This is a genomic window from Kribbella shirazensis (assembly GCF_011761605.1).
Classification (GTDB): domain Bacteria; phylum Actinomycetota; class Actinomycetes; order Propionibacteriales; family Kribbellaceae; genus Kribbella; species Kribbella shirazensis.
In genome coordinates, this window is sequence record NZ_JAASRO010000001.1 from 7,988,795 (window position 1) to 8,006,893 (window position 18,099).

Below are 18,099 nucleotides of genomic sequence, written 5' to 3' on the forward strand. Positions count from 1 at the left end.
AGGCATGAAGCGAACAGTCGAGCCGAAGGTCCTGTACTTCGGTACGCCCGTGGTCCTGATCAGCTCCCGCAACCCCGACGGCAGCACGAACCTCGCACCGATGTCGTCGGCCTGGTGGCTCGGGTACACCGCGATGCTCGGGATGGCGACGAGCTCGCAGACCGTGAAAAATCTCGTCGAGCGCCCCGAACTCGTGCTGAACCTCGTCGCCCCGGACATGGTCGCCGCGCTCGACCGGATCGCGCTCCTGACCGGCTCGGAGGAGATGTCCGACGCGAAGCGGGGCCGCGGCTACCGGTACGAGCCGGACAAGTTCACCGCGGGCGGACTGACGCGCGAGACGACCTCGACAGCGGGGCTCGACGGCGTCGAGGAGAGCCCGATCAACCTCGAAGGCCGGGTCGAGGCGATCCACGAGATCGGCGGGGCCGGCTCGCACTTGTGCGCGCTCGAGATGAAGGTCGAGCGGGTCCGCGTCCACGAGGACCTGCTGATGAGCAACGACCGCTACATCGACCCGCTGCGCTGGGACCCGCTGATCATGAAGTTCACCGAGTACTTCGCCGGCGGCGCACCGGCGTACCCCTCGTCGCTGGCCCGCGGCTGGCAGATGCCGCCGATGGCCGCCGTCGGGTCAGGCGGCTGACGTCACCAACTCGCCGGACTCCGCCGCGCGCGGGGTCCGGCGCCGGATGATCGTGCACGCCATACCGCCGATCACCAGGACCGCCGCGATCGCCTGCTGCAGGCCGACCTTCTCGCCGCGCAGGACCCAGGCCGCGGACATTCCGACGATCGGCACCAGTAACGAGAACGGCGCGACGGTGCTGGCGTCGTACTGACGCAGTAGGTAGCCCCAGACGCCGAAGCCGAAGAGCGTGGCGGCGAAGGCGAGGTACGCGATCGCCCCGATGCCGGTCAGGTCGATCCCGCGCAGCGCCTCGAGGTCGGCGCGTGGTCCTTCGGTGAGCAGCGAGAGGATCAGCAGCGGTACGACGGCGACGGCGCTGGCCCAGACCATGAAGCGCAGCGTGTCCGGCGGCCTGGCGTACCGCGTGATCGTGTTCGACACGCCCCAGAAGCCGGCGGCGACGATCACCAGCGCGAGCGCGCCGACCGGGGCCGAGAGCTTGCGGTCGAGGACGATCAGCACGATCCCGGCGCACGCGATCACGATGCCGACGAGTTGTGCGGGCCGCGGCCGTTCGCGCAGTACGGCGATCGCGAACAGGACCGTGAAGATCACCTGGCTCTGCAGGACGAGCGACGACAGCCCGGCCGGTACGCCGTGGTCCATCGCGATGAACAGCAGGCCGAACTTCGCCACCCCGAGCGCGAGTCCGACGCCGACGACGTACCGCCAGGCGACGCGTGGTCTGCCGAGCAGGAAGATCGCGGGGACGGCGGCGAAGAAGAACCGCAGCGCGGAGAGCAGCAGCGGCGGCATGCCCTCGAGGCCGACCTCGATGACGACGAAGTTGATGCCCCAGACCAGGACGACGGCGAGCGCGAGCAGCAGGTCACGAGGCTTCATGCCGTCCAGTGTCAGCGGCGCTACACTTAAGGACCAGCACTGATTACTACCGCTATCGATGCAGGAGTGCTACATGATCGATCTCGGGCGGCTGCGTGCCCTGCATGCCGTGGCGCAGTACGGATCGGTCAACCGCGCGGCCGAGGTCCTCGGCTACACACCGTCGGCGGTCTCGCAGCAGCTCGCGAAGCTGGAGCGTGAAACGCGGACGACGCTGGTCGAGCGGCAGGGGCGCGGGATCGTGCTGACCGACGCCGCGCGGCAGCTGGCCGCGACGGCGGCGCGGATCCTCGAGCTGGTCGAGGACGCGGAGCTGACGCTGGAGGAGCAGCGCGGGCAGGCGATCGGGACGCTCGGCATCGCCGCGTTCCCGACCGCGGCGCGCGGGCTGCTGCCGCCGGCGCTCGCGCGACTGATCGATGGTCATGAGCAGCTGGACGTCCGCGTGCTGGAGACCGATCCGTTCGAGGCGGTGGCCGCGGTCAACCGTGGTGAGATCGACATCGCGATCGTCCACGACTGGCACAACACCCCACTCGGCCTGCCCGAGGGACTGTCGCGCGTGAAGCTGGGCGTCGACCCCGCGGATGTTCTCGTACCGGCCACGCATCGCCTGGCAGGCAAGGAGTTCGTCCGCGCGGAGGACCTGGTCGGCGAGCGCTGGATCTGCCAGCCAGCCGGATCGATCTGCTACGAGTGGCTGGTCCGGACGATGCGCCGCGCCGGCGTCGAGCCGGAAGTCGCGTACTCGGTCGCGGAGTACCAGACCCAGCTCGCGATGCTCGCGCGCGGCATCGGCATCGGCCTGCTCCCCCGGCTCGGGCGCGGACCGGTCCCCGACGGCGTGGTCGTCGTACCGCTGCAGCCCGCGCCGAGCCGCCGCCTGTACGCCGTCTGGCGCACAACAACCTCGCGCCGCCCGGCGATCGCCGTCACGCTCGCCACCCTCAAGGCAGCATGGCCGGACCGCGACACGGCCTGATCACTGTGATCGTTTGAGCCTTCGGCGGGGGATCACATCCAGCGACCAGTTGACAGCGTTCCGCGTCTGCCGCTACGTTCACGGAACTATTAGGAAACCTTCCTAATCATCATCCTCCCCGACGCCCCCTCGGAGGAAAGTTCATGATTCGTTCGCTGATGGCCGGCGCCCTGCTGGCCGCATCCACCCTGCTGCCCGTCACGGCGCAGGCCCAGACCCAGACCGTTGCCGACACCCCGGTCGGCCGTAACGGCCAGCTGCACGTCTGCGGCACCAAGCTCTGCAACGAGCGCAACGAGCCCGTCCAGTTGCGCGGCATGAGCACCCACGGTCTGCAGTGGTACGCCAACTGCGTCAAGACCGCCTCGCTGGACGCGCTGGCCTACGACTGGAAGGCCGACATCCTGCGCATCTCGATGTACGTCCAGGAAGGAGGCTACGAGACCGACCCGGCCGGGTTCACCGACATGGTGAGCAACTACATCGACGAGGCGACCGCCCGCGGCATGTACGCGCTGGTCGACTGGCACCAACTCGACCCCGGCGACCCGAACGAGAACCTCGCCCTGGCGAAGCAGTTCTTCACCGAGATCGCCGAGCGCCACCAGGACAAGAACAACATCATCTACGACATCGCCAACGAGCCGAACGGCGTCAGCTGGGACGGCATCAAGTCGTACGCCGAACAGATGGTGCCGGTGATCCGGGCCAAGGACCCCGACAGCGTGATCTTCGTCGGCACCCACGGCTGGGCGTCGCTCGGCGTCTCCGACGGCCGCAGCGAGGCCGACATCGTCGGCAACCCGGTGAACGCATCGAACCTGATGTACACGTTCCACTTCTACGCCGCCTCGCACCAGCAGGAGTACTTCGACGCCCTGTCCCGCGCGGCGGACCAGATCCCGTTGTTCGTCACGGAGTTCGGCACCCAGACCTACACCGGTGACGGCGGCAACGACTTCACCTGGTCGCAGAAGTACCTGGACTTCCTGGAGAGCAAGAAGATCGGCTGGACGAACTGGAACTTCTCCGACGACTTCCGCTCCGGCGCCGTCTTCAAGGAAGGCACCTGCGCCGGCAACACCTTCACCGGTACGTCGGTACTGAAACCGGCCGGCGTCTGGGTCCGGGACAAGATCCTCAACCGCACCGCCGCCACGGACACCACCGACGTCAGCACCGCCGCCGAACTGAAGGACGCACTCGCGACCGCGAAGCCCGGCGACACGATCAAGCTCGCCGACGGCACCTACACCGGCAACTTCAAGACCACGGTCGACGGCACGTCCTCGGCGCCGATCACGCTGACCGGGTCCCCGGGTGCCGTCCTGAAGGCCGGTGGCGGGTACGGCCTGCATCTCAACGGCGCGTCGTACTGGAACGTCAAGGGCATCACCGTGACCGGCGGCCAGAAGGGCATCATGATCGACAGCGCCACCCGGGTCACGATCGACGGCGTGACGGTGCACGACCTGGACATGGAGGGCGTGCACTTCCGGAACAGCAGCACGTACGGCGTGATCAAGAACTCCCGCATCTACGACACCGGCAACGACGGCCGCGGGATGGGCGAAGGTGTGTACGTCGGCAGCGCGGGCGGCACCTCGGACCGGTCCGACCACGTGCAGATCATCGGCAACACGATCGGCCCGGACGTCGGCGGCGAGGCGATCGACCTCAAGGAAGGCACCACCGGCGGCCTGGTGTCCGGTAACAGCTTCGACGGCAGCGGCCTGACCGGCGCGAACTACGACGACAGCTGGGTCGATGTCAAGGGCAACAACTACGTGATCGAGAACAACACCGGCAAGAACACCACGAACAACGGCTTCGAGACGCACACCCAGCAGTCCGGCTGGGGCTGCGGGACGGTGTTCCGCGACAACCATTCCGATCTCACCGGCGCGACCGGCAGCGGGCGGTACGCGTTCAACATCACCAACTACAACGCCTCCAGCTGCAAGGTCACCGTCGCGAGCAGCAACACGAGGACCGGCGGGAGGGCACTCACCAACCCCGGTATCCCGGTCACCTGATGAAGCTCCCCGGCCGCCCTGCCCGGCGGCCGGGGTCTCCCGGCCCGGCTGGCCCGCCCCGTCAGCCGGGCCGACACGCGCGTCACCCGTCCACGATCTGCCGGAGTTTGTCCTCGGTCTCCTCGTCGAGCGCCGTGTAGACGGTGGCCCGGAGCGGCCCGAGCTGCGACAGCCACAGGTTGATCGGCTCGATCCGGAGGATGCCGTACCCGTCGACCTCCAGCATTTTGGTGCGAGTGCTCGGCGTCGCCACGTCGTACCGCTCCCAGAGCTCCGCGAAGTACGGCGAGTTGCTCAGCAGCCCCTGGATCAGGTCCTGCCAGAGCGCGTCGCCGAGGTGGTCGGCCGAGGCGGCCCGGAACGTCGCGACCATGTGGTGCTTGGTCTTCGCGCCGTCGAGGAAGCTGCACTTCCAGTCGTCCGAGACGAAGCTGACCCAGAGCATGTTCCGCTCCTCGACCGGTACCTGCTCGAGGTCTAGGACCACTTTGCAGTACGCCTTGTTGAAGGCGAGGATGTCGTACCGCTCGTTCAGCACCACGGCCGGGTACGGCGAGACAGCGTCGAGCGTCTTCTGCACCGACGGAGGCAGCGCCGAGCACACGCTCTGCGCCGGGCCGTACCGGAGCCCGGCCAGCCGGAACAGGTGACTGCGCTCCTGCCGGTCGAACCGCAGCGCGGTCGCGATCGCCTCCAGGACCTGGGCGGACACGTTGATGTCACGGCCCTGCTCGAGCCACGTGTACCAGGTGACGCCGACCCCCGCGAGCAGCGCGACCTCCTCGCGCCGCAGGCCCGGTGTCCGGCGCCGGCCGCCCGGTGCGAACCCGACCTCGTCCGGCTGGATCCGCTCACGCCGGCTCCGCAGGAAGACCCCGAGCTCCCGGCGCTGGGCAGTCACCTTTCTGTCGGTGGCCTCTGAGACAGTGGTCATGGTTCCATCATGAGCGGGGATGCAGCCGGGTGCCAGGTAGTACCAGTAATAGGATAACCAGGCTCTCACCACCAGGATCTGACCGCATTCAGGCTGGAGACATGACAGATCAGCTCCATGCCACCACTTCGGTCACCGCCCGGCCGCAGGACGCCGCGGGGCCGTTGAAGCCGGTGGCTCTCACCACTCTGATCTTCGGCGCGTTCCTCCCGATGCTCTCGTTCTTCGTCATCAACGTCGCGCTGCCGGCGATCGGCTCCGATCTGCACGCCACCTCCGGCGAGCTCCAGCTCGTCGTCGGCAGCTACGGGATCGCCGTGGCGACCCTGCTCGTCGTCGGGGGACGCCTCGGTGACACCTTCGGCCGCAAGCGCCTGTTCCTGATCGGCCTGACGGGTTTCACCGTGACGTCGCTGATCTGTGCGATCGCCCCGAATATCGGCGTGCTTCTCGTCGCACGAGTCGTCCAGGGGGCCGCAGGCGCCGCCGTCACGCCGCAGGTGCTGGCGACGATCACCAGCGTGCTCACCGGCACGCGCCGCGCTCGGGCGATGGCCATGTACGGCGTGGCGGGCGGGGCCGCGGCCGCGTTCGGTCAGATCCTCGGTGGTGTCCTGGTCGAGGCGAACGTGTTCGACCTCGGATGGCGGGCCGTGTTCCTCGTCAACGTCCCGGTCGGTGTGCTGGGCGTGGCCGCGGCGATCCGGTTGATCCCGGAGACCAAGGCGGACAAGTCGCAGCGCGTCGACCTCGTCGGGGCAGCGCTGCTCGCGCTGACGCTGGTCCTCCTGCTCCTACCGCTTACGGAGGGGCGACCGCTTGGCTGGCCATTGTGGACGTGGCTCTGCCTGGCCGCCACGATCCCGGCCGTGGTGGTGCTCGGCGTCCACCAGCATCGGGCCGAGCGGTCCGGGTCGGCTCCACTGATTCCACCCACCGTGCTGCGTCTCAAGGTGATGCGGATCGGTCTGCAAATGGCAGTGGCGTTCTTCACGACGTTCGGCGGCTTCATGTTCGTCTTCGCGCTCGCCACCCAGGGCGAGGCGGGCATGTCTCCGCTGGAAGGCGGCCTGAGCCTGCTGCCGATGGCCGTCGGCTTCCTGATCACCTCGATCTACGGTCCTCGCCTCCAGGTGCGGTACGGCGCCGGCCTCATCGTGCGCGGCTGGATCATCCAGGGCGTCGGGTACGCGCTGCTCGCGGTCGTGGCCCTCACCCTGTGGCCGAACGTCGACCCGTGGAAGCTCGCCGTACCGATGCTGGTCGCGGGCTTCGGCTCCGGCCTGGTGATGATTCCGCTGATGGGGGTAGTACTCAGCCAGGTCCCACCGGCGCAGGCAGGCCTAGGCTCCGGCATCCTGCTCACGAGCCAGCAAACCTGCCTGGCGCTGGGCGCCGCAACGGTCGGTACGGCGTACCTCGCACTAGCCAGCACATCCTGGGGCCAAGGCGGCGCACTGGCCGCCGTGGCAATCGCCATCGCAGCAATCTCGTTGCTGATGACACCGATCACCAACCAGTTGCGGTCCAGTGGGAAGGGCGTGTGAGGGAGGCGGGGATCCGCGTCGTGTGATCGCCGCGGGCGGCGTTGAGCTGGGACTGGGTGAGGAAGAGAGCACCTGTCAGGTCGGCGCCGCGGACATCGGCGTCCCGTAGGTCCGCGCCGATGAGATCTGCCTGCCGGAGGTCGGCTCCGCGGAGGTCGGCGCCGATCAGGTAGGCGCCGCGGAGGTTGGCTTTCGCGAGGTCGGCGCCGCGGAGGCGGGCCCCGATGAGGTCCGCGCCGCGGCGCTCCTTCTTCTTGGGCTGCTTGCCGCGGACGAGCCGGCTGGTCTCGAGCAGCAGCTCGTTGACGACTGCCCGCTCGGCCGCCACGTCGACGGTCATGAGGTCCGCAGTACGGCTGACGCTCTCGACGCGGTCGATCGCGGGCTGGAGATTCTTGTTGTGTTCCAGGGCTTCCGTGAGGTACCAGAGCAGCTCGTGGAGCTGGCGGAGGATCGGCAGCGCGGCGAACATGTCGGCGCCCGGTTGCTCGCGCCAGCTCTTGCCGGCGCGGCGGGAGATCTCCTGGCCGGCGCCGAAGCAGTCATAGACCGTGCAGCCGGGGAAGCCCTTCGAGCGCAGCTTGGTGTGGATCGTGCAGCGGAAATCGTCCGCGAGATTGGGACAGGCCTCACCGGCAGGTTTGTCGATCGCGAAGTCCGCCGACCTGGCGAACGTCAGCGCGACACAACAGAGGCCGAAGCAGCTACCGCAGTCGGCCTGCAGGTCAGTTCTGTTCGGCAACCGTGTGGCCGGTGCGGCGCCAGCGGATGCCGGCCTCGATGAACTCGTCGATCTCACCGTCGAACACACCCGAGGTGTTACCCGACTCGAACTGCGTCCGCAGGTCCTTCACCATCTGGTACGGGTGCAGCACGTAGGACCGCATCTGGTCACCCCACGAGCCCTGCACGTCACCGCGCAGCGCGTCGATCTGGGCCCGCTCCTCGGCCTTCTTCAGCGCGAGCAGCTTGGCCTTCAGGATGACCATCGCGCTGGCCTTGTTCTGCAGCTGCGACTTCTCGTTCTGACACGACACCACCGTGCCGGTCGGGATGTGCGTGATCCGGACCGCGGAGTCGGTGGTGTTGACGCTCTGACCACCCGGGCCGGACGACCGGTACACGTCGATCCGCAGCTCTTCTTCCGGTACGTCGATCTCGTCGGTCTGCTCGAGCACCGGGACCACCTCGACGGCGGCGAACGACGTCTGGCGGCGGCCCTGGTTGTCGAACGGCGAGATCCGGACCAGCCGGTGCGTACCCGACTCGACGCTCAGCGTGCCGTACGCGTACGGCGCCTTGACCGCGAACGTGGTCGACTTCAGCCCGGCCTCTTCGGCGTACGACGTGTCGTAGACCTCGGTGGCGTAACCGTGCCGCTCGGCCCAGCGCAGGTACATCCGCTGGAGCATCTCGGCGAAGTCCGCGGCGTCGACACCGCCCGCGCCGGAGCGGATCGTCACCAGCGCCTCACGCTCGTCGTACTCACCGGACAGCAGCGTGCGGACCTCGAGCGACTGGATCGCCTTGGCGACCGAGCCGATCTCCTTCTCCGCCTCGGCCAGGCTGTCCGCGTCGTTCTCCTCGCGGCCCAGCTCGACCAGCGCGCCCAGATCGTCGAGCCGGCCCCGCAGCACGGTCACCCGCTCGACGTCGGCCTGCAGGCTGGACAGCCGCGACGTCACCTTCTGCGCGTTGGCCTGGTCGTCCCAGAGATCGGGCGCGGCAACCTGCTCGCCGAGCTCGTCGATCTCCTTGCGCAACGCAGGGAGATCGAGCACCTTCTCGATCGAGGTCATCGTCGCGTCGAGCTGTTTCAGCTCCGCGTCAAAATCCAGTCCAGCCACAACTAGTGAGCGTACCTCAGGCGAGACCGCGACGAAGAACGGCGAAGACCTCGGCGACCGCTTGCTCGAGCTCAGCCTGTGCGCGGGTCAGCTCCGCCGGCGACGCGTCGTCGGGCAGGACGGCCATCAGGCGCTCCTCGAGAACCTTCTGCGCGGCGGCGTACAGGGCTGCCGTCAGCCGGTTGCGGAGGTGATCCGGCGAGCGCTCGTCGAGGGCCTCGGTGAGCGAGGTCTCCAGCTCCTCGGCGGTCAGGCGGCGCCGGGCGAGCAGCGCGGGACTGCCCTCGATCGTGCGCACGAACTGCTTCCAGGTCGCCAGATGCCCGACAGTGAGCCGCTCCCGCGTCTCCTGGAGGTACTGCGCTTCCAGCACCTCGACCGGCTCCGCGTCCGCCGGCGCCTCGCGGATCGCCCGCGCCGGCCCGGTCCACCACCCCCGCTCGTCGAAGAACAGATCCTCCTTGGCCGGGAAGTGGTTGAACACCGTCTGCACGGCGACGTCCGCCGCGCGCGCCACCTCGGCCACCGTCACCGCGTCGAAGCCGCGCTCGAGGAACAGCGCGGTGGCCACGTCCGAGATGGCTTGCCGCGTCTGCTGCTTCTTCCGTTCCCGCCGTCCGAGCTCCATTGCAGTGAGCGTAGACCATCTGCTTTACTGAATCCATTATTGTAGTCACTACACTTTTGGAGCACATCCAATGACGATTCTCGTCACCGGCGGTCGCGGGGCGATCGCCCGCGCCGTCACCGCCGGCCTGATCGCGGCCGGCCAGGACGTCCGCGTCGCCAGCCGCGAGCCTGCCGCCCTCCCGTCGGCCGTCGGGTACGACGCGACGGACCCGGCGCCCGCACTGCGCGACATCAGCCAGGTCGTCCTGTACTCCGACCCGTCGTCGGCGCCTGCCTTCGTGGCTGCGGCCGAAGCGGCCGGGGTGAAGCAGGTCGTGCTGCTCTCCTCGCTGTCCGCGCTCGGCGGTCCGGACGATCCGCATGCGAAGACCGAGCAGGTGATCGCTGACGCGACGTACGCGACAACATGTCTCCAGCCCGGGGCGTTCATGAGCAACACGAAGTACTGGGCGCATCAGGTCCGCGCGACGGGTCAGGTTCGGCTGCCGTACCTCGACGCCGAGGAGGCGCCGATCCACGAGCTGGATATCGCGGACGCGGCACTGCGGGTTTTGCTCGACGGCCCGGGCAACGGGCACGACGGTCGTGGTTATCCGCTCACCGGCCCCGAGTCCATGACGCGGCGTCGGCAGATCGAGCTCATCACCGAGGTCACCGGCGTACCGATCGAGGTCGTCGACCTCACGCCGGACCAGGCCCGTGCCGAGCTGGGCATACGCGACGAAGGTCAGCGCGAGACCCTCCTGTCCTACTGGGCCTCCCGCGTCGGCATCCCGGCCCCGATCGAGCCCGGCGTCGAACTCCTCACCGCCCACACTGCCCGCCACTACACCACCTGGCTCACCGATAACCCCGGCCTGTTCGGTTAGGCATGAGCAGCCGGCGGCCGGACAGGAGGTGTCAGACCGCCGGGTAGTGCGCTTACGCGTGATCGCGTCCGCGTGTACACCGTCTCGCGGGTGCACTACCTGTCCAGCGGCCGATCCGTAGCCACCTGCCGATCCGCCGCCGGCGCACCCATCCACCGCCTCACCGGCGACCCACCAGCCCCACTCCCATACCGGACCGGCTGTGAATGGGCTGCCGGGATACGTCCGGTCAGTGGGGTCAGCGGATGGGGACGATGGCGGCGGCTTCGGAGGCTACGTCTGCGGTGCCGGGGAAGCCGGGCGGCTGGAACGGGAGGTCGGCGGTCGAGGTGAGGCGGACCGTCACCGTCGTCCCGTCGACGTCCACCGACCAGTCGAGATCGTCGAACCTGTTGCTCGCAGCAACGGCATCGAGGTACGCCGCGGTCAGCTGCCGGGCCTGCTCCGGGTCGATCGCGGCGTTGCTCCCGGCACCGGGTTGCGCGTACACGGCGGCCAGCCCGTTCGCGGCCGCGAGCACCGCACCGTCCGCGGTCGCGTCCAGGTCCCGTCGTACCAGGAACGCCTTCGAGATGTCGGTCACCACCACGACCATCATCAAGATGACGATGGTGAACCCAATGATCAGGACGGTCATCTGCCCGTCCTCGCCGCGTCTCCGGGCACGGCCGGCCTGTGCGCGGGTCATCCGTCGCCCTTGGCCTGGCGATAGTCGCCGAAGGCTTCGGTGTGCTCGGAGCTGATCCGGATCGCGGGCGGTTCGCCGCCGAGCGCGTCCGGGATCAGCGGCAGCCGGACCTTGGTGTCGAGCGTGACCGTCACGGTCGATCCCGGCTGCAGACAGGCAGGTTCGCAGCTGATCGTGAGCTCGTCGTCGCCGAGCTCCATGCCCTGGTCCTTCATCGCGAGCCGCGCGGCGGCGAACGCCCGCGCCCGCGCCTCGTCCTCGGACACCCCGTCCGGCACGATCACGAAGGCCCGCCCCGCCGCCCGGGTCGCCGCGGTCGCGCCGTACGACGCCCGCTGGACGTCGAACACGCCGAGCATCATGTACACCAGCGGCACCATCAACAGGATCGCCAGCCAGGAGAACTCCACGACCGCGCTGCCGCGCTCGTCCCGGCGGCGCCTCACTCGCCCGTCTCCTTCACCGCATGTCCCTGGACGGAGAACGAGATGCCCGGTCCCCACAGGCCGAGCGGCGGCATGTGCGCCTCGACCGTCACCTGGACGCCGGGCTGCCCGTCGATGTCGGTCGCCTCCGCCGACACCGAGTCGATCAGCCCGTCCGTCACCACGCCGTCGATCAGGTCCCGGGTCCGCGCCTCGCCGTCGGCCGGTGCACGGTTGAGCACGGCCGCGTAGTGCGCACCCTCGGAGGCCGCGGCTGTCACAGTGTTGCGCACGTACAGGAACAGGCCGACCTGCAGGATGCCGAGGAACAACGGCACCAGGATCGTCGCGACCAGGACGAAGTCGACGACGGCCGATCCCCGCTCGTCGCGGCGCCTCGGGATCCCGGCCATCACTTGTTGGCGACGGAGTCCAGCGCGTTCTTCAGCATGGTGGCGAGCTGAGGTCCGGCAAGCTGCCAGATCGCGACGACCAGACCCGCCGTCATCACGGTGATCAGCACCCAGCCGGGCACGTCACCGCGCTCCTTCCGCGCCGGACGTGGCTTCGTCAGCAACGTCAGCAACAGTCTCGTCAGGTGTAGGGACATGACCTCTCCTCAGTTCATCCGGCGATCAGCCGGATTCCGACAGCGCCCGGGTAGAAGGCGAACGCGATGGTCACCGGCATGACCAGGAAGATCACCGGGACCATCATGGCTACCTCACGTCGCGCGCCGGACTCGATCAGTTCGCGGCGGCCGGCTTCCCGGATATCGCCGGCCTGCGCCCGCAGTACGTCGGCCAGCGGGGTACCGCGCTCGAGCGCGACCGCCAGCCCGTCCGCGAAGCGCGAGAGCGCCAGCAACCCGGTCCGGTCTGCGAGCGCGTCGAGCGCACGGACCAGCGTGTCTCCCGCCCTGGTCTCGGCCAGAACCCGCTTGAGCTCCTCGGCGAGGTCGCCGCGGCAGGACCGGGCCACCCGGTCGAGCGCGGCGGCCGGACCCTCACCGGCCGCGACCGACAACGCCAGCAGCTCCGCCACGGTCGGCAGCTCCGCGAGCAGTCGCCGCTCACGCCGCCGTACCTGTGTGGTCAGGAAGGTGTCGCGACCGAGAACTCCGAGGACCCCGAGGATCAGGCAGAACACCAGCAGGCCCACCGGGTTCCCGAGGCCGAACGTGACGGCGACGATCGAGATCACCAGCCCGGCGGCGAAGGCGATCGTCCCCCAGAGCAACTGCTCGATGCGGAACTCCTCGACCGTCCGGTCGATCCCCGCCCGCTGCATCCGGCGGCGGATCGTGCTCGCGCCGCCGAGGATCCGCTCCAGCCGTCGCGCCGCGGAGCGCAGCGACGGGCCGAACAACCGCAGGATCGCGTAGAACGGCGACCGCGAGTCCACCACGCCCACGAACACGTCCGGCGCCCCGAGATCCCGCAGGTACGGCGAGATGCGTTCGTCCACCGAAGGCTTGCGGAAGAAGGGCAACCGCACCACGACCACGAGCAGGCCGACGCCGAACAACGCGCCGACGAAACCACCGACCAGGAACGGACTCATCGCAACACCCGCTCGGGCTCGGGCAGCCGGCCGATCCGCAGCATCAACCGGTACGCGATCACGCAGAGGACGGCGCCCGCGCCGATGATCAGCGCACCCATCGGCGTGTTGTACCGCTGGATCACGTCGCCCTGGAACGACAGCAGCGCCAGCACCAGCCACGGCGCCGCGACCGCGACCCGCGCACCGTTGACCGACCAGGACTGCCGGGACTCGAGCTCCGACCGGGTCCGCGCGTCGTCGCGCAGGAACGTCGACAGCGACCGCAGCAGCCGCCCGAGGTCGCCACCGCCCACCTCGCGCGCGATCCGCAGCGCCTCGACCACCCGGTCACCGACCGGGTCGGCGAGCCGCGCCTTCAACCGGTCGAGCGACTCGGCGAACCGGCCGGTCGACGCGTAATCCGCACCGAACCGCTGGAACGGCTCGCGCAGCTGCAGCGGCCCGCGTTCCCCCACCTGCGCCAACGCCTCGGACAGCGACAGCCCCGCGCGCACGGCCGACGCGATGTTGTCCACCACGTCGGGCCACAGCTCGCGGAACTCGGCCAGCCGCCGCCGGGCACGCGCCCGGACCAGCGCGATCGGCACCCAGCCCGCCATCAGCCCGAACACCAGGGCGACCGGCAACGTCTTGGACACCAGGAACATCAGCAGGAACGCGGTCAGCCCGGTGATCAGGCACGCGCCGATGAACGCACCCGGTGTCAGGCCTTCGATCCCGGCGCGCGCGAGCAGGTCGCGGCTTTTGGCACGCAGCCGACCCTCCGCGGCGGGCATGGCCTCGGCCGGCGCCACGATCGCCGCGATGATCATCAGCAGGCCGACCCCGAAGAACAGCCCGATCAAGAGGCCCATCAGTGCACTCCACCGGGCAGCTCGGTGAGCAGCCCGGCCACGTTGTACCCGGCCTGCTGGAAGCGCTCCGGATGCGGCAGATGCCCCTCGGCGCGGCGCAGGTAACCGTCGTACGTCTGGAACAGGGTCTCGGTCTCGATCGCCTGCTCCTCGACCCGCCCAGTGACCGCCACGATCTCCCGCACCCGCCGGTGCCCGTCCGCTGCGATACCGAGGTGTACGACGAGATCGACGCAACCGGCCACCGTCGGCAGCACGAACCGGGAGCCGATGTTCTCACCGGCCAGCAGCGGCAGCGTGCACATCTTGGTCAGCGCCTCGCGCGCCGAGTTGGCGTGAATCGTGCACATGCCGGGAAGGCCGCTGTTCAGCGCGAGCAGCAGGTCGAGGCACTCCTCGCCGCGCACCTCGCCGACGATCACCCGGGACGGCCGCATCCGCAGCGACTCCTTCACCAGGTCCCGCAACCGCACCTCGCCGGTGCCCTCGAGACCGGCCTGCCGGGTCTGCATCGACACCCAGTCGGGGATCGGCAGCTTGATCTCGAAGACCTCCTCGCAGCTGATCACCCGCTCGCTGCCGGGGATCGAACCGGCCAGCGCGTTCAGCATCGTGGTCTTGCCGGCCTGCGTACCGCCCGATACGAGCACATTGAGGCCGACGGCAACGGATGCCTCCAGGACGGCGGCCGCGTGCGGCGTCAGCGAACCGAGCTGGACGAGGTCGCTCAACCGCGTCGCGCGGACCGTGAACTTCCTGATGTTGACTGCCGCATAGCGTTGAGTGATGCCGCCGAGGACGATGTGCACCCGGCTGCCGTCCGGCAGGCGGGCGTCGGTGAACGGCTGGGAGACGTCGATCCGGCGGCCGGTGGTCTTCAGCATCCGCTCGACCAGGTCGCTGACCTCCTCCTCGGTCAGCACGGTCGTGGTCAGCTCGTGCCGGCCCTCGCGGGCGATGAACACCCGGCTCGGCTCGTTGATCCAGATCTCCTCGACGGCCGGGTCGTCCAGGTAGCGCTGCAGCGGCCCGAAGCCGGCGACCCGGTCGTGCACCTCCCGGCTGACCGCCTCGATATCGGCGATCGGCGGCACCACGCCGCTCAGGCTGCGCTCGTCGTACTCCCGGACGACGGTCGCGACGATCGCGTTCACCGCGCCGGGGTCGCGGAGCGGGTCGATCCCCTCGCGGCGCACCACGTCGCGCACCTGCGCGTCGATCAGCTCGATGGCACCGTTCCAGCCCGCGCGGTGCGCGTCGAGCCTGTCCGCAGTCATCGATCTCCCCGTGTGAGTCCCGGCCGGCGACCACGTTCGGTCACCATCCGCGACCATCCTTTCAACCGTGGGGTATCCGGCGCCACTCGCGGCCGGGCACCCTGTGGATAACAGTGACACGCCGCTGGCTCACTCAGCGTATCGATCGGCTCACGGCCAGGTCCAGAAAATTGCAGCTTGTTGCAGTCCGCTCCTAGCGGTGGACGAGCGTGTGCTCGAACGAGTAGCGGCTGGCCCGGTACAGGTGGGACCCGTACTCCACCGGCTGGCCGTGGTCGTCGTACGTGATGCGCGTGGTCGCCAGGAGCGGTGACCCCGGCTCCTCCGACAGCAGCCGCGCCTGGTCGATCGTCGCGGGTACGGCAGAGATGGTCTGGTGCGCCACCTTCAGCCGGACGCCCTCGGCACGGAGCAACTGGTAGAGCCCACGCTCCGCCAGCGTGGCCGGGTCCGTCTCCAGGATCTCGGGCGGGAGCCAGTTGCGCATCAGTGCGAGCGGTTCACCGTCCGCGCGGCGCAGTCGCTCCAGCCTGAGTACACGGTCCCCCTGCTCGCACTGCAGTGCTGTCGCGACTTCTGCGGTGGCGGGTGAGATGCCGAACCGCAGTACCTCTGTCTCCGGCTTGCGGTGCGCGGCGGTCAGGTCGTCGTACAGGCTGGTCAGCTCGAGCGAACGGCGTACCTGTCCTGAGTTGCCGACCACCTGTGTGCCCACGCCGCGTTTGCGGACCAGGAGGCCCTGGTCGACCAGACGGGCGATCGCCTGCCGTACGGTCGGCCGGCTCAACCCGTACGCCTCTGCCAGGTCCACCTCGTTGCTCAGGCGCGACCCGACGGGCAGTTCACCGCCCTGGATGGCCGCCTCCAGCTGCTGCGCCAGCTGCACGTGCAACGGCGTACGGCTGTTCCGATCGACCTGGACCTGGACGGTGCTCATGGGCTCATCCTGAAGGCTGGACCGGAATCCGTCGACCCACCACCCGGATTTGATCAGACGTACCCCTGACACGTGCCGGCGGTCTCGGGGTCCGGATCGCGGGCACGGGGTTTGGAGCCCGGGTGTCGTGGGGCAGGATGACGGCTTCGCCTTCTCGGTGAGCCTGTCGTGAGGAACTAGGCTTCCCATCGGGGTTCGGCTCTCGACGACCTCGCCCCCGCCCCGTATGGCTGTCAGCAAGGGAGATTGCATGGAACCGCTGCGGATCGGCATCCTCGGTGCCGCCCGGATCGCCGGCCGGGCCATCGTCGAGCCGGCCAAGCTGACCAACACCCGCCTCGTCGCGGTTGCCGCGCGCGACACCCACCGGGCAGAGGCCTTCGCCGCCGAGCACGGAGTCGAGCGGGTCCACGCGTCGTACCAGCAACTCCTGGACGACCCCGAGATCGAGGCGATCTACAACCCGCTCGCCAACGGCCTGCACGGTCCGTGGAACCTGCGGGCCCTTGCTGCCGGCAAACATGTGCTGACCGAGAAGCCGTCGGCCAGCAACACCGCCGAGGCCCAGCAGGTGCGGGACGCCGTCCGGTCCTCCGGCCTCGTGTTCATGGAGGCCTTCCACTACGCGTACCACCCGGTGATGCGGCGGCTGCAGGAGCTCGTCGCCAAGGGTGAGCTGGGCGACCTGCAGCACGTGGAGGCGACGATGGTGATGCCTCCGCCCGCGGACGAGGACCCGCGCTGGTCGCTGCCGCTGGCCGGCGGCGCCGTGATGGACGTCGGCTGCTACGCGCTGCATGCGCAGCGGATGTTCGGCCAGTACGCCGGTGGCGCGCCGAAGCTGGTCAGCGCGCGGGCCGGCGAGCGCAAGCGGCTGCCCGGCGTGGACGAGTGGCTCAACGCCGACCTGGAGTTCCCGAACGGTGCGACCGGCGCGGTGCGGACCAGCATGGCGGCCGAGAACGTCGAGTTCAGCCTCAAGGTCGTGGGCAGTCGCGGCGAGGCGTTCGCGCCGTTCTACGTGCTGCCGCAGCAGGACGACCGCGTCATCGTGACGACCAAGGAGGACACCTGGGTCGAGCACCTCGGCACGCGGACGTCGTACACGTACCAGCTCGAGGCGTTCACCGGAGCAGTCCGTAACGGGGCCCCGCTCCTCACCGACGCCGACGACGCCCTCGCCACGATGCGGCTCATCGACGAGTGCTACGTCGCCGCCGGCATGACCGCGCGCCCGTCCTCGACGATCTGATCGTTGCGACCGGCAACTGCGTGCGCGAACGCCTGGATGAACGGGTGTGGACGTGCGCCGTTGCCGGCCAACTCCGGCTGGAACAGGGTGGCCAGGTAGAACGGGTGGCCGGGCAGCTCCGCGATGCGCGGTTCACCTGCGTCGTCGTACCCGCTGAACACCATGCCGTTGTCGCGCAGTAGGCCGAGCCTGCTGCTGTCCAGGCCGTAGGAGCAGTGGTACCGCTCCATCGAGCGCTCTACTCCGAGCAACCCGGCCGCACGGCTGCCTGGTGTCACCTGGACTGCGCCTTCGTGGCCGTCGAGTGAACATTGCAATGGCACGATGAGGAGGTCGTCGGCCTCCGGCGTGTTCTCACCGTGCTGTACGTCGGTCGCGCCGCAGACGGTGCGTGCGTACTCGAGCATGGCGTGCTGGAATCCGCCGCAGGTGCCGAGGAACGGGATGCCCTGCTCGCGGGCCGTGCGGACCGCGGTGATCGCGCCGGCTTCACTGCGGTACGGACTGCCGGGCAGCAGCCAGATCCCGTCGAAGCCTCCGATCGCTTCGTCGACCTCGTCGGTGGAGATCCAGTAGATGTCGAGATCCAGGTGGTCGCGTTGCTCGAGCTCTCTGAGCAGGCCGGGGACCCGGGAATGCGAGCGAACGTGCGGTGAGCGGTCACCGACGAGGGCGAGGCGTCCGGAGTAGGCGTTCATGAGGTCCATCCTCAGCGCGCTGC

The 18,099-nt window shown here is 69.1% G+C and carries 20 protein-coding genes; 6 read left to right on the forward strand and 14 right to left on the reverse strand.

Annotation, left to right across the window (positions count from 1 at the left end):
* Nucleotides 1–4 precede the first annotated feature (4 nt).
* Entirely contained in the window at nucleotides 5–646 is a 642-nt protein-coding gene (locus BJY22_RS38075; protein ID WP_167216744.1) for a flavin reductase family protein, read from the forward strand.
* Here the strand turns inward: BJY22_RS38075 and BJY22_RS38080 are convergent.
* The gene (locus tag BJY22_RS38080; RefSeq protein WP_167216746.1) at nucleotides 635–1,534 is read right to left on the reverse strand and encodes an EamA family transporter; all 900 of its coding nucleotides are present in this window, start codon (nucleotides 1,532–1,534) and stop codon (nucleotides 635–637) included. The genes BJY22_RS38075 and BJY22_RS38080 overlap by 12 nt on opposite strands.
* Before the next feature lie 73 nt (nucleotides 1,535–1,607).
* Between BJY22_RS38080 and BJY22_RS38085 the strand changes: the two genes are divergently transcribed.
* Nucleotides 1,608–2,516, forward strand: coding sequence for a LysR family transcriptional regulator (locus BJY22_RS38085; protein WP_167216748.1), 909 nt, complete (start codon nucleotides 1,608–1,610; stop codon nucleotides 2,514–2,516).
* A 143-nt stretch (nucleotides 2,517–2,659) separates the two neighbouring features.
* Complete coding sequence (locus BJY22_RS38090; protein WP_167216750.1) at nucleotides 2,660–4,552, forward strand: cellulase family glycosylhydrolase; 1,893 nt, start codon at nucleotides 2,660–2,662, stop codon at nucleotides 4,550–4,552.
* Nucleotides 4,553–4,634: 82 nt separating this feature from the next.
* On the opposite strand, the gene BJY22_RS38095 is transcribed toward BJY22_RS38090, so the two are convergent.
* Nucleotides 4,635–5,486 carry a helix-turn-helix transcriptional regulator gene (locus tag BJY22_RS38095; RefSeq protein WP_167216752.1) on the reverse strand — a complete coding sequence of 284 codons (852 nt, stop codon included), beginning with the start codon at nucleotides 5,484–5,486 and terminating at the stop codon, nucleotides 4,635–4,637.
* A 101-nt stretch (nucleotides 5,487–5,587) separates the two neighbouring features.
* On the opposite strand from BJY22_RS38095, the gene BJY22_RS38100 reads away from it, so the two are divergent.
* Nucleotides 5,588–7,033, forward strand: a complete 1,446-nt coding sequence (locus BJY22_RS38100) for an MFS transporter (RefSeq protein ID WP_167216755.1) — start codon at nucleotides 5,588–5,590, stop codon at nucleotides 7,031–7,033.
* Here BJY22_RS38100 and BJY22_RS38105 read toward each other — a convergent pair.
* The 3 genes from BJY22_RS38105 to BJY22_RS41275 are packed head-to-tail and all read right to left on the reverse strand — an operon-like array spanning nucleotide 6,996 to nucleotide 9,508.
* On the reverse strand, nucleotides 6,996–7,775 hold the full coding sequence (locus BJY22_RS38105) for a pentapeptide repeat-containing protein (RefSeq protein WP_167216757.1): 780 nt from the start codon (nucleotides 7,773–7,775) through the stop codon (nucleotides 6,996–6,998). The two genes, BJY22_RS38100 and BJY22_RS38105, sit on opposite strands and share 38 nt — an antisense overlap.
* Nucleotides 7,759–8,880 (reverse strand): peptide chain release factor 2, encoded by a 1,122-nt coding sequence (gene prfB / locus BJY22_RS38110; protein ID WP_167216759.1) that lies wholly within the window; start codon nucleotides 8,878–8,880, stop codon nucleotides 7,759–7,761. Before prfB ends, BJY22_RS38105 begins: the two co-directional genes overlap by 17 nt.
* 16 nt (nucleotides 8,881–8,896) lie before the next feature.
* The gene (locus BJY22_RS41275) at nucleotides 8,897–9,508 is read right to left on the reverse strand and encodes a TetR/AcrR family transcriptional regulator (protein WP_202891451.1); all 612 of its coding nucleotides are present in this window, start codon (nucleotides 9,506–9,508) and stop codon (nucleotides 8,897–8,899) included.
* Nucleotides 9,509–9,578: 70 nt separating this feature from the next.
* On the opposite strand from BJY22_RS41275, the gene BJY22_RS38120 reads away from it, so the two are divergent.
* Entirely contained in the window at nucleotides 9,579–10,379 is an 801-nt protein-coding gene (locus tag BJY22_RS38120) for an SDR family oxidoreductase (protein WP_167216761.1), read from the forward strand.
* A 238-nt stretch (nucleotides 10,380–10,617) separates the two neighbouring features.
* Here BJY22_RS38120 and BJY22_RS38125 read toward each other — a convergent pair whose 3' ends face one another.
* The 8 genes from BJY22_RS38125 to BJY22_RS38160 all read right to left on the reverse strand — a co-directional run bounded on the left by BJY22_RS38125 (nucleotide 10,618) and on the right by BJY22_RS38160 (nucleotide 16,126).
* Entirely contained in the window at nucleotides 10,618–11,016 is a 399-nt protein-coding gene (locus BJY22_RS38125; protein ID WP_167216763.1) for a pilus assembly protein TadG-related protein, read from the reverse strand.
* A 47-nt stretch (nucleotides 11,017–11,063) separates the two neighbouring features.
* Nucleotides 11,064–11,513 carry a hypothetical protein gene (locus tag BJY22_RS38130; protein WP_167216765.1) on the reverse strand — a complete coding sequence of 150 codons (450 nt, stop codon included), beginning with the start codon at nucleotides 11,511–11,513 and terminating at the stop codon, nucleotides 11,064–11,066.
* Nucleotides 11,510–11,905: a TadE/TadG family type IV pilus assembly protein gene (locus BJY22_RS38135; protein WP_167216766.1), complete on the reverse strand. Its 396-nt coding sequence runs from the start codon at nucleotides 11,903–11,905 to the stop codon at nucleotides 11,510–11,512. The genes BJY22_RS38130 and BJY22_RS38135 overlap by 4 nt, the downstream gene beginning before the upstream one ends.
* Complete coding sequence (locus tag BJY22_RS38140) at nucleotides 11,905–12,102, reverse strand: hypothetical protein (RefSeq protein ID WP_167216768.1); 198 nt, start codon at nucleotides 12,100–12,102, stop codon at nucleotides 11,905–11,907. Before BJY22_RS38140 ends, BJY22_RS38135 begins: the two co-directional genes overlap by 1 nt.
* A 14-nt stretch (nucleotides 12,103–12,116) precedes the next feature.
* On the reverse strand, nucleotides 12,117–13,055 hold the full coding sequence (locus BJY22_RS38145) for a type II secretion system F family protein (RefSeq protein WP_167216770.1): 939 nt from the start codon (nucleotides 13,053–13,055) through the stop codon (nucleotides 12,117–12,119).
* The gene (locus tag BJY22_RS38150) at nucleotides 13,052–13,912 is read right to left on the reverse strand and encodes a type II secretion system F family protein (RefSeq protein WP_167216772.1); all 861 of its coding nucleotides are present in this window, start codon (nucleotides 13,910–13,912) and stop codon (nucleotides 13,052–13,054) included. The genes BJY22_RS38145 and BJY22_RS38150 overlap by 4 nt, the downstream gene beginning before the upstream one ends.
* Nucleotides 13,912–15,189, reverse strand: a complete 1,278-nt coding sequence (locus BJY22_RS38155) for a TadA family conjugal transfer-associated ATPase (RefSeq protein ID WP_167216774.1) — start codon at nucleotides 15,187–15,189, stop codon at nucleotides 13,912–13,914. Before BJY22_RS38155 ends, BJY22_RS38150 begins: the two co-directional genes overlap by 1 nt.
* A gap of 193 nt (nucleotides 15,190–15,382) precedes the next feature.
* Nucleotides 15,383–16,126, reverse strand: coding sequence for a GntR family transcriptional regulator (locus BJY22_RS38160; protein ID WP_167216776.1), 744 nt, complete (start codon nucleotides 16,124–16,126; stop codon nucleotides 15,383–15,385).
* 250 nt (nucleotides 16,127–16,376) lie between these two features.
* Between BJY22_RS38160 and BJY22_RS38165 the strand changes: the two genes are divergently transcribed.
* Nucleotides 16,377–17,378, forward strand: coding sequence for a Gfo/Idh/MocA family protein (locus BJY22_RS38165; RefSeq protein WP_167216778.1), 1,002 nt, complete (start codon nucleotides 16,377–16,379; stop codon nucleotides 17,376–17,378).
* On the opposite strand, the gene BJY22_RS38170 is transcribed toward BJY22_RS38165, so the two are convergent.
* On the reverse strand, nucleotides 17,333–18,076 hold the full coding sequence (locus BJY22_RS38170; RefSeq protein WP_167216780.1) for a CTP synthase C-terminal region-related (seleno)protein: 744 nt from the start codon (nucleotides 18,074–18,076) through the stop codon (nucleotides 17,333–17,335). The genes BJY22_RS38165 and BJY22_RS38170 overlap by 46 nt on opposite strands.
* Nucleotides 18,077–18,099: the final 23 nt, after the last annotated feature.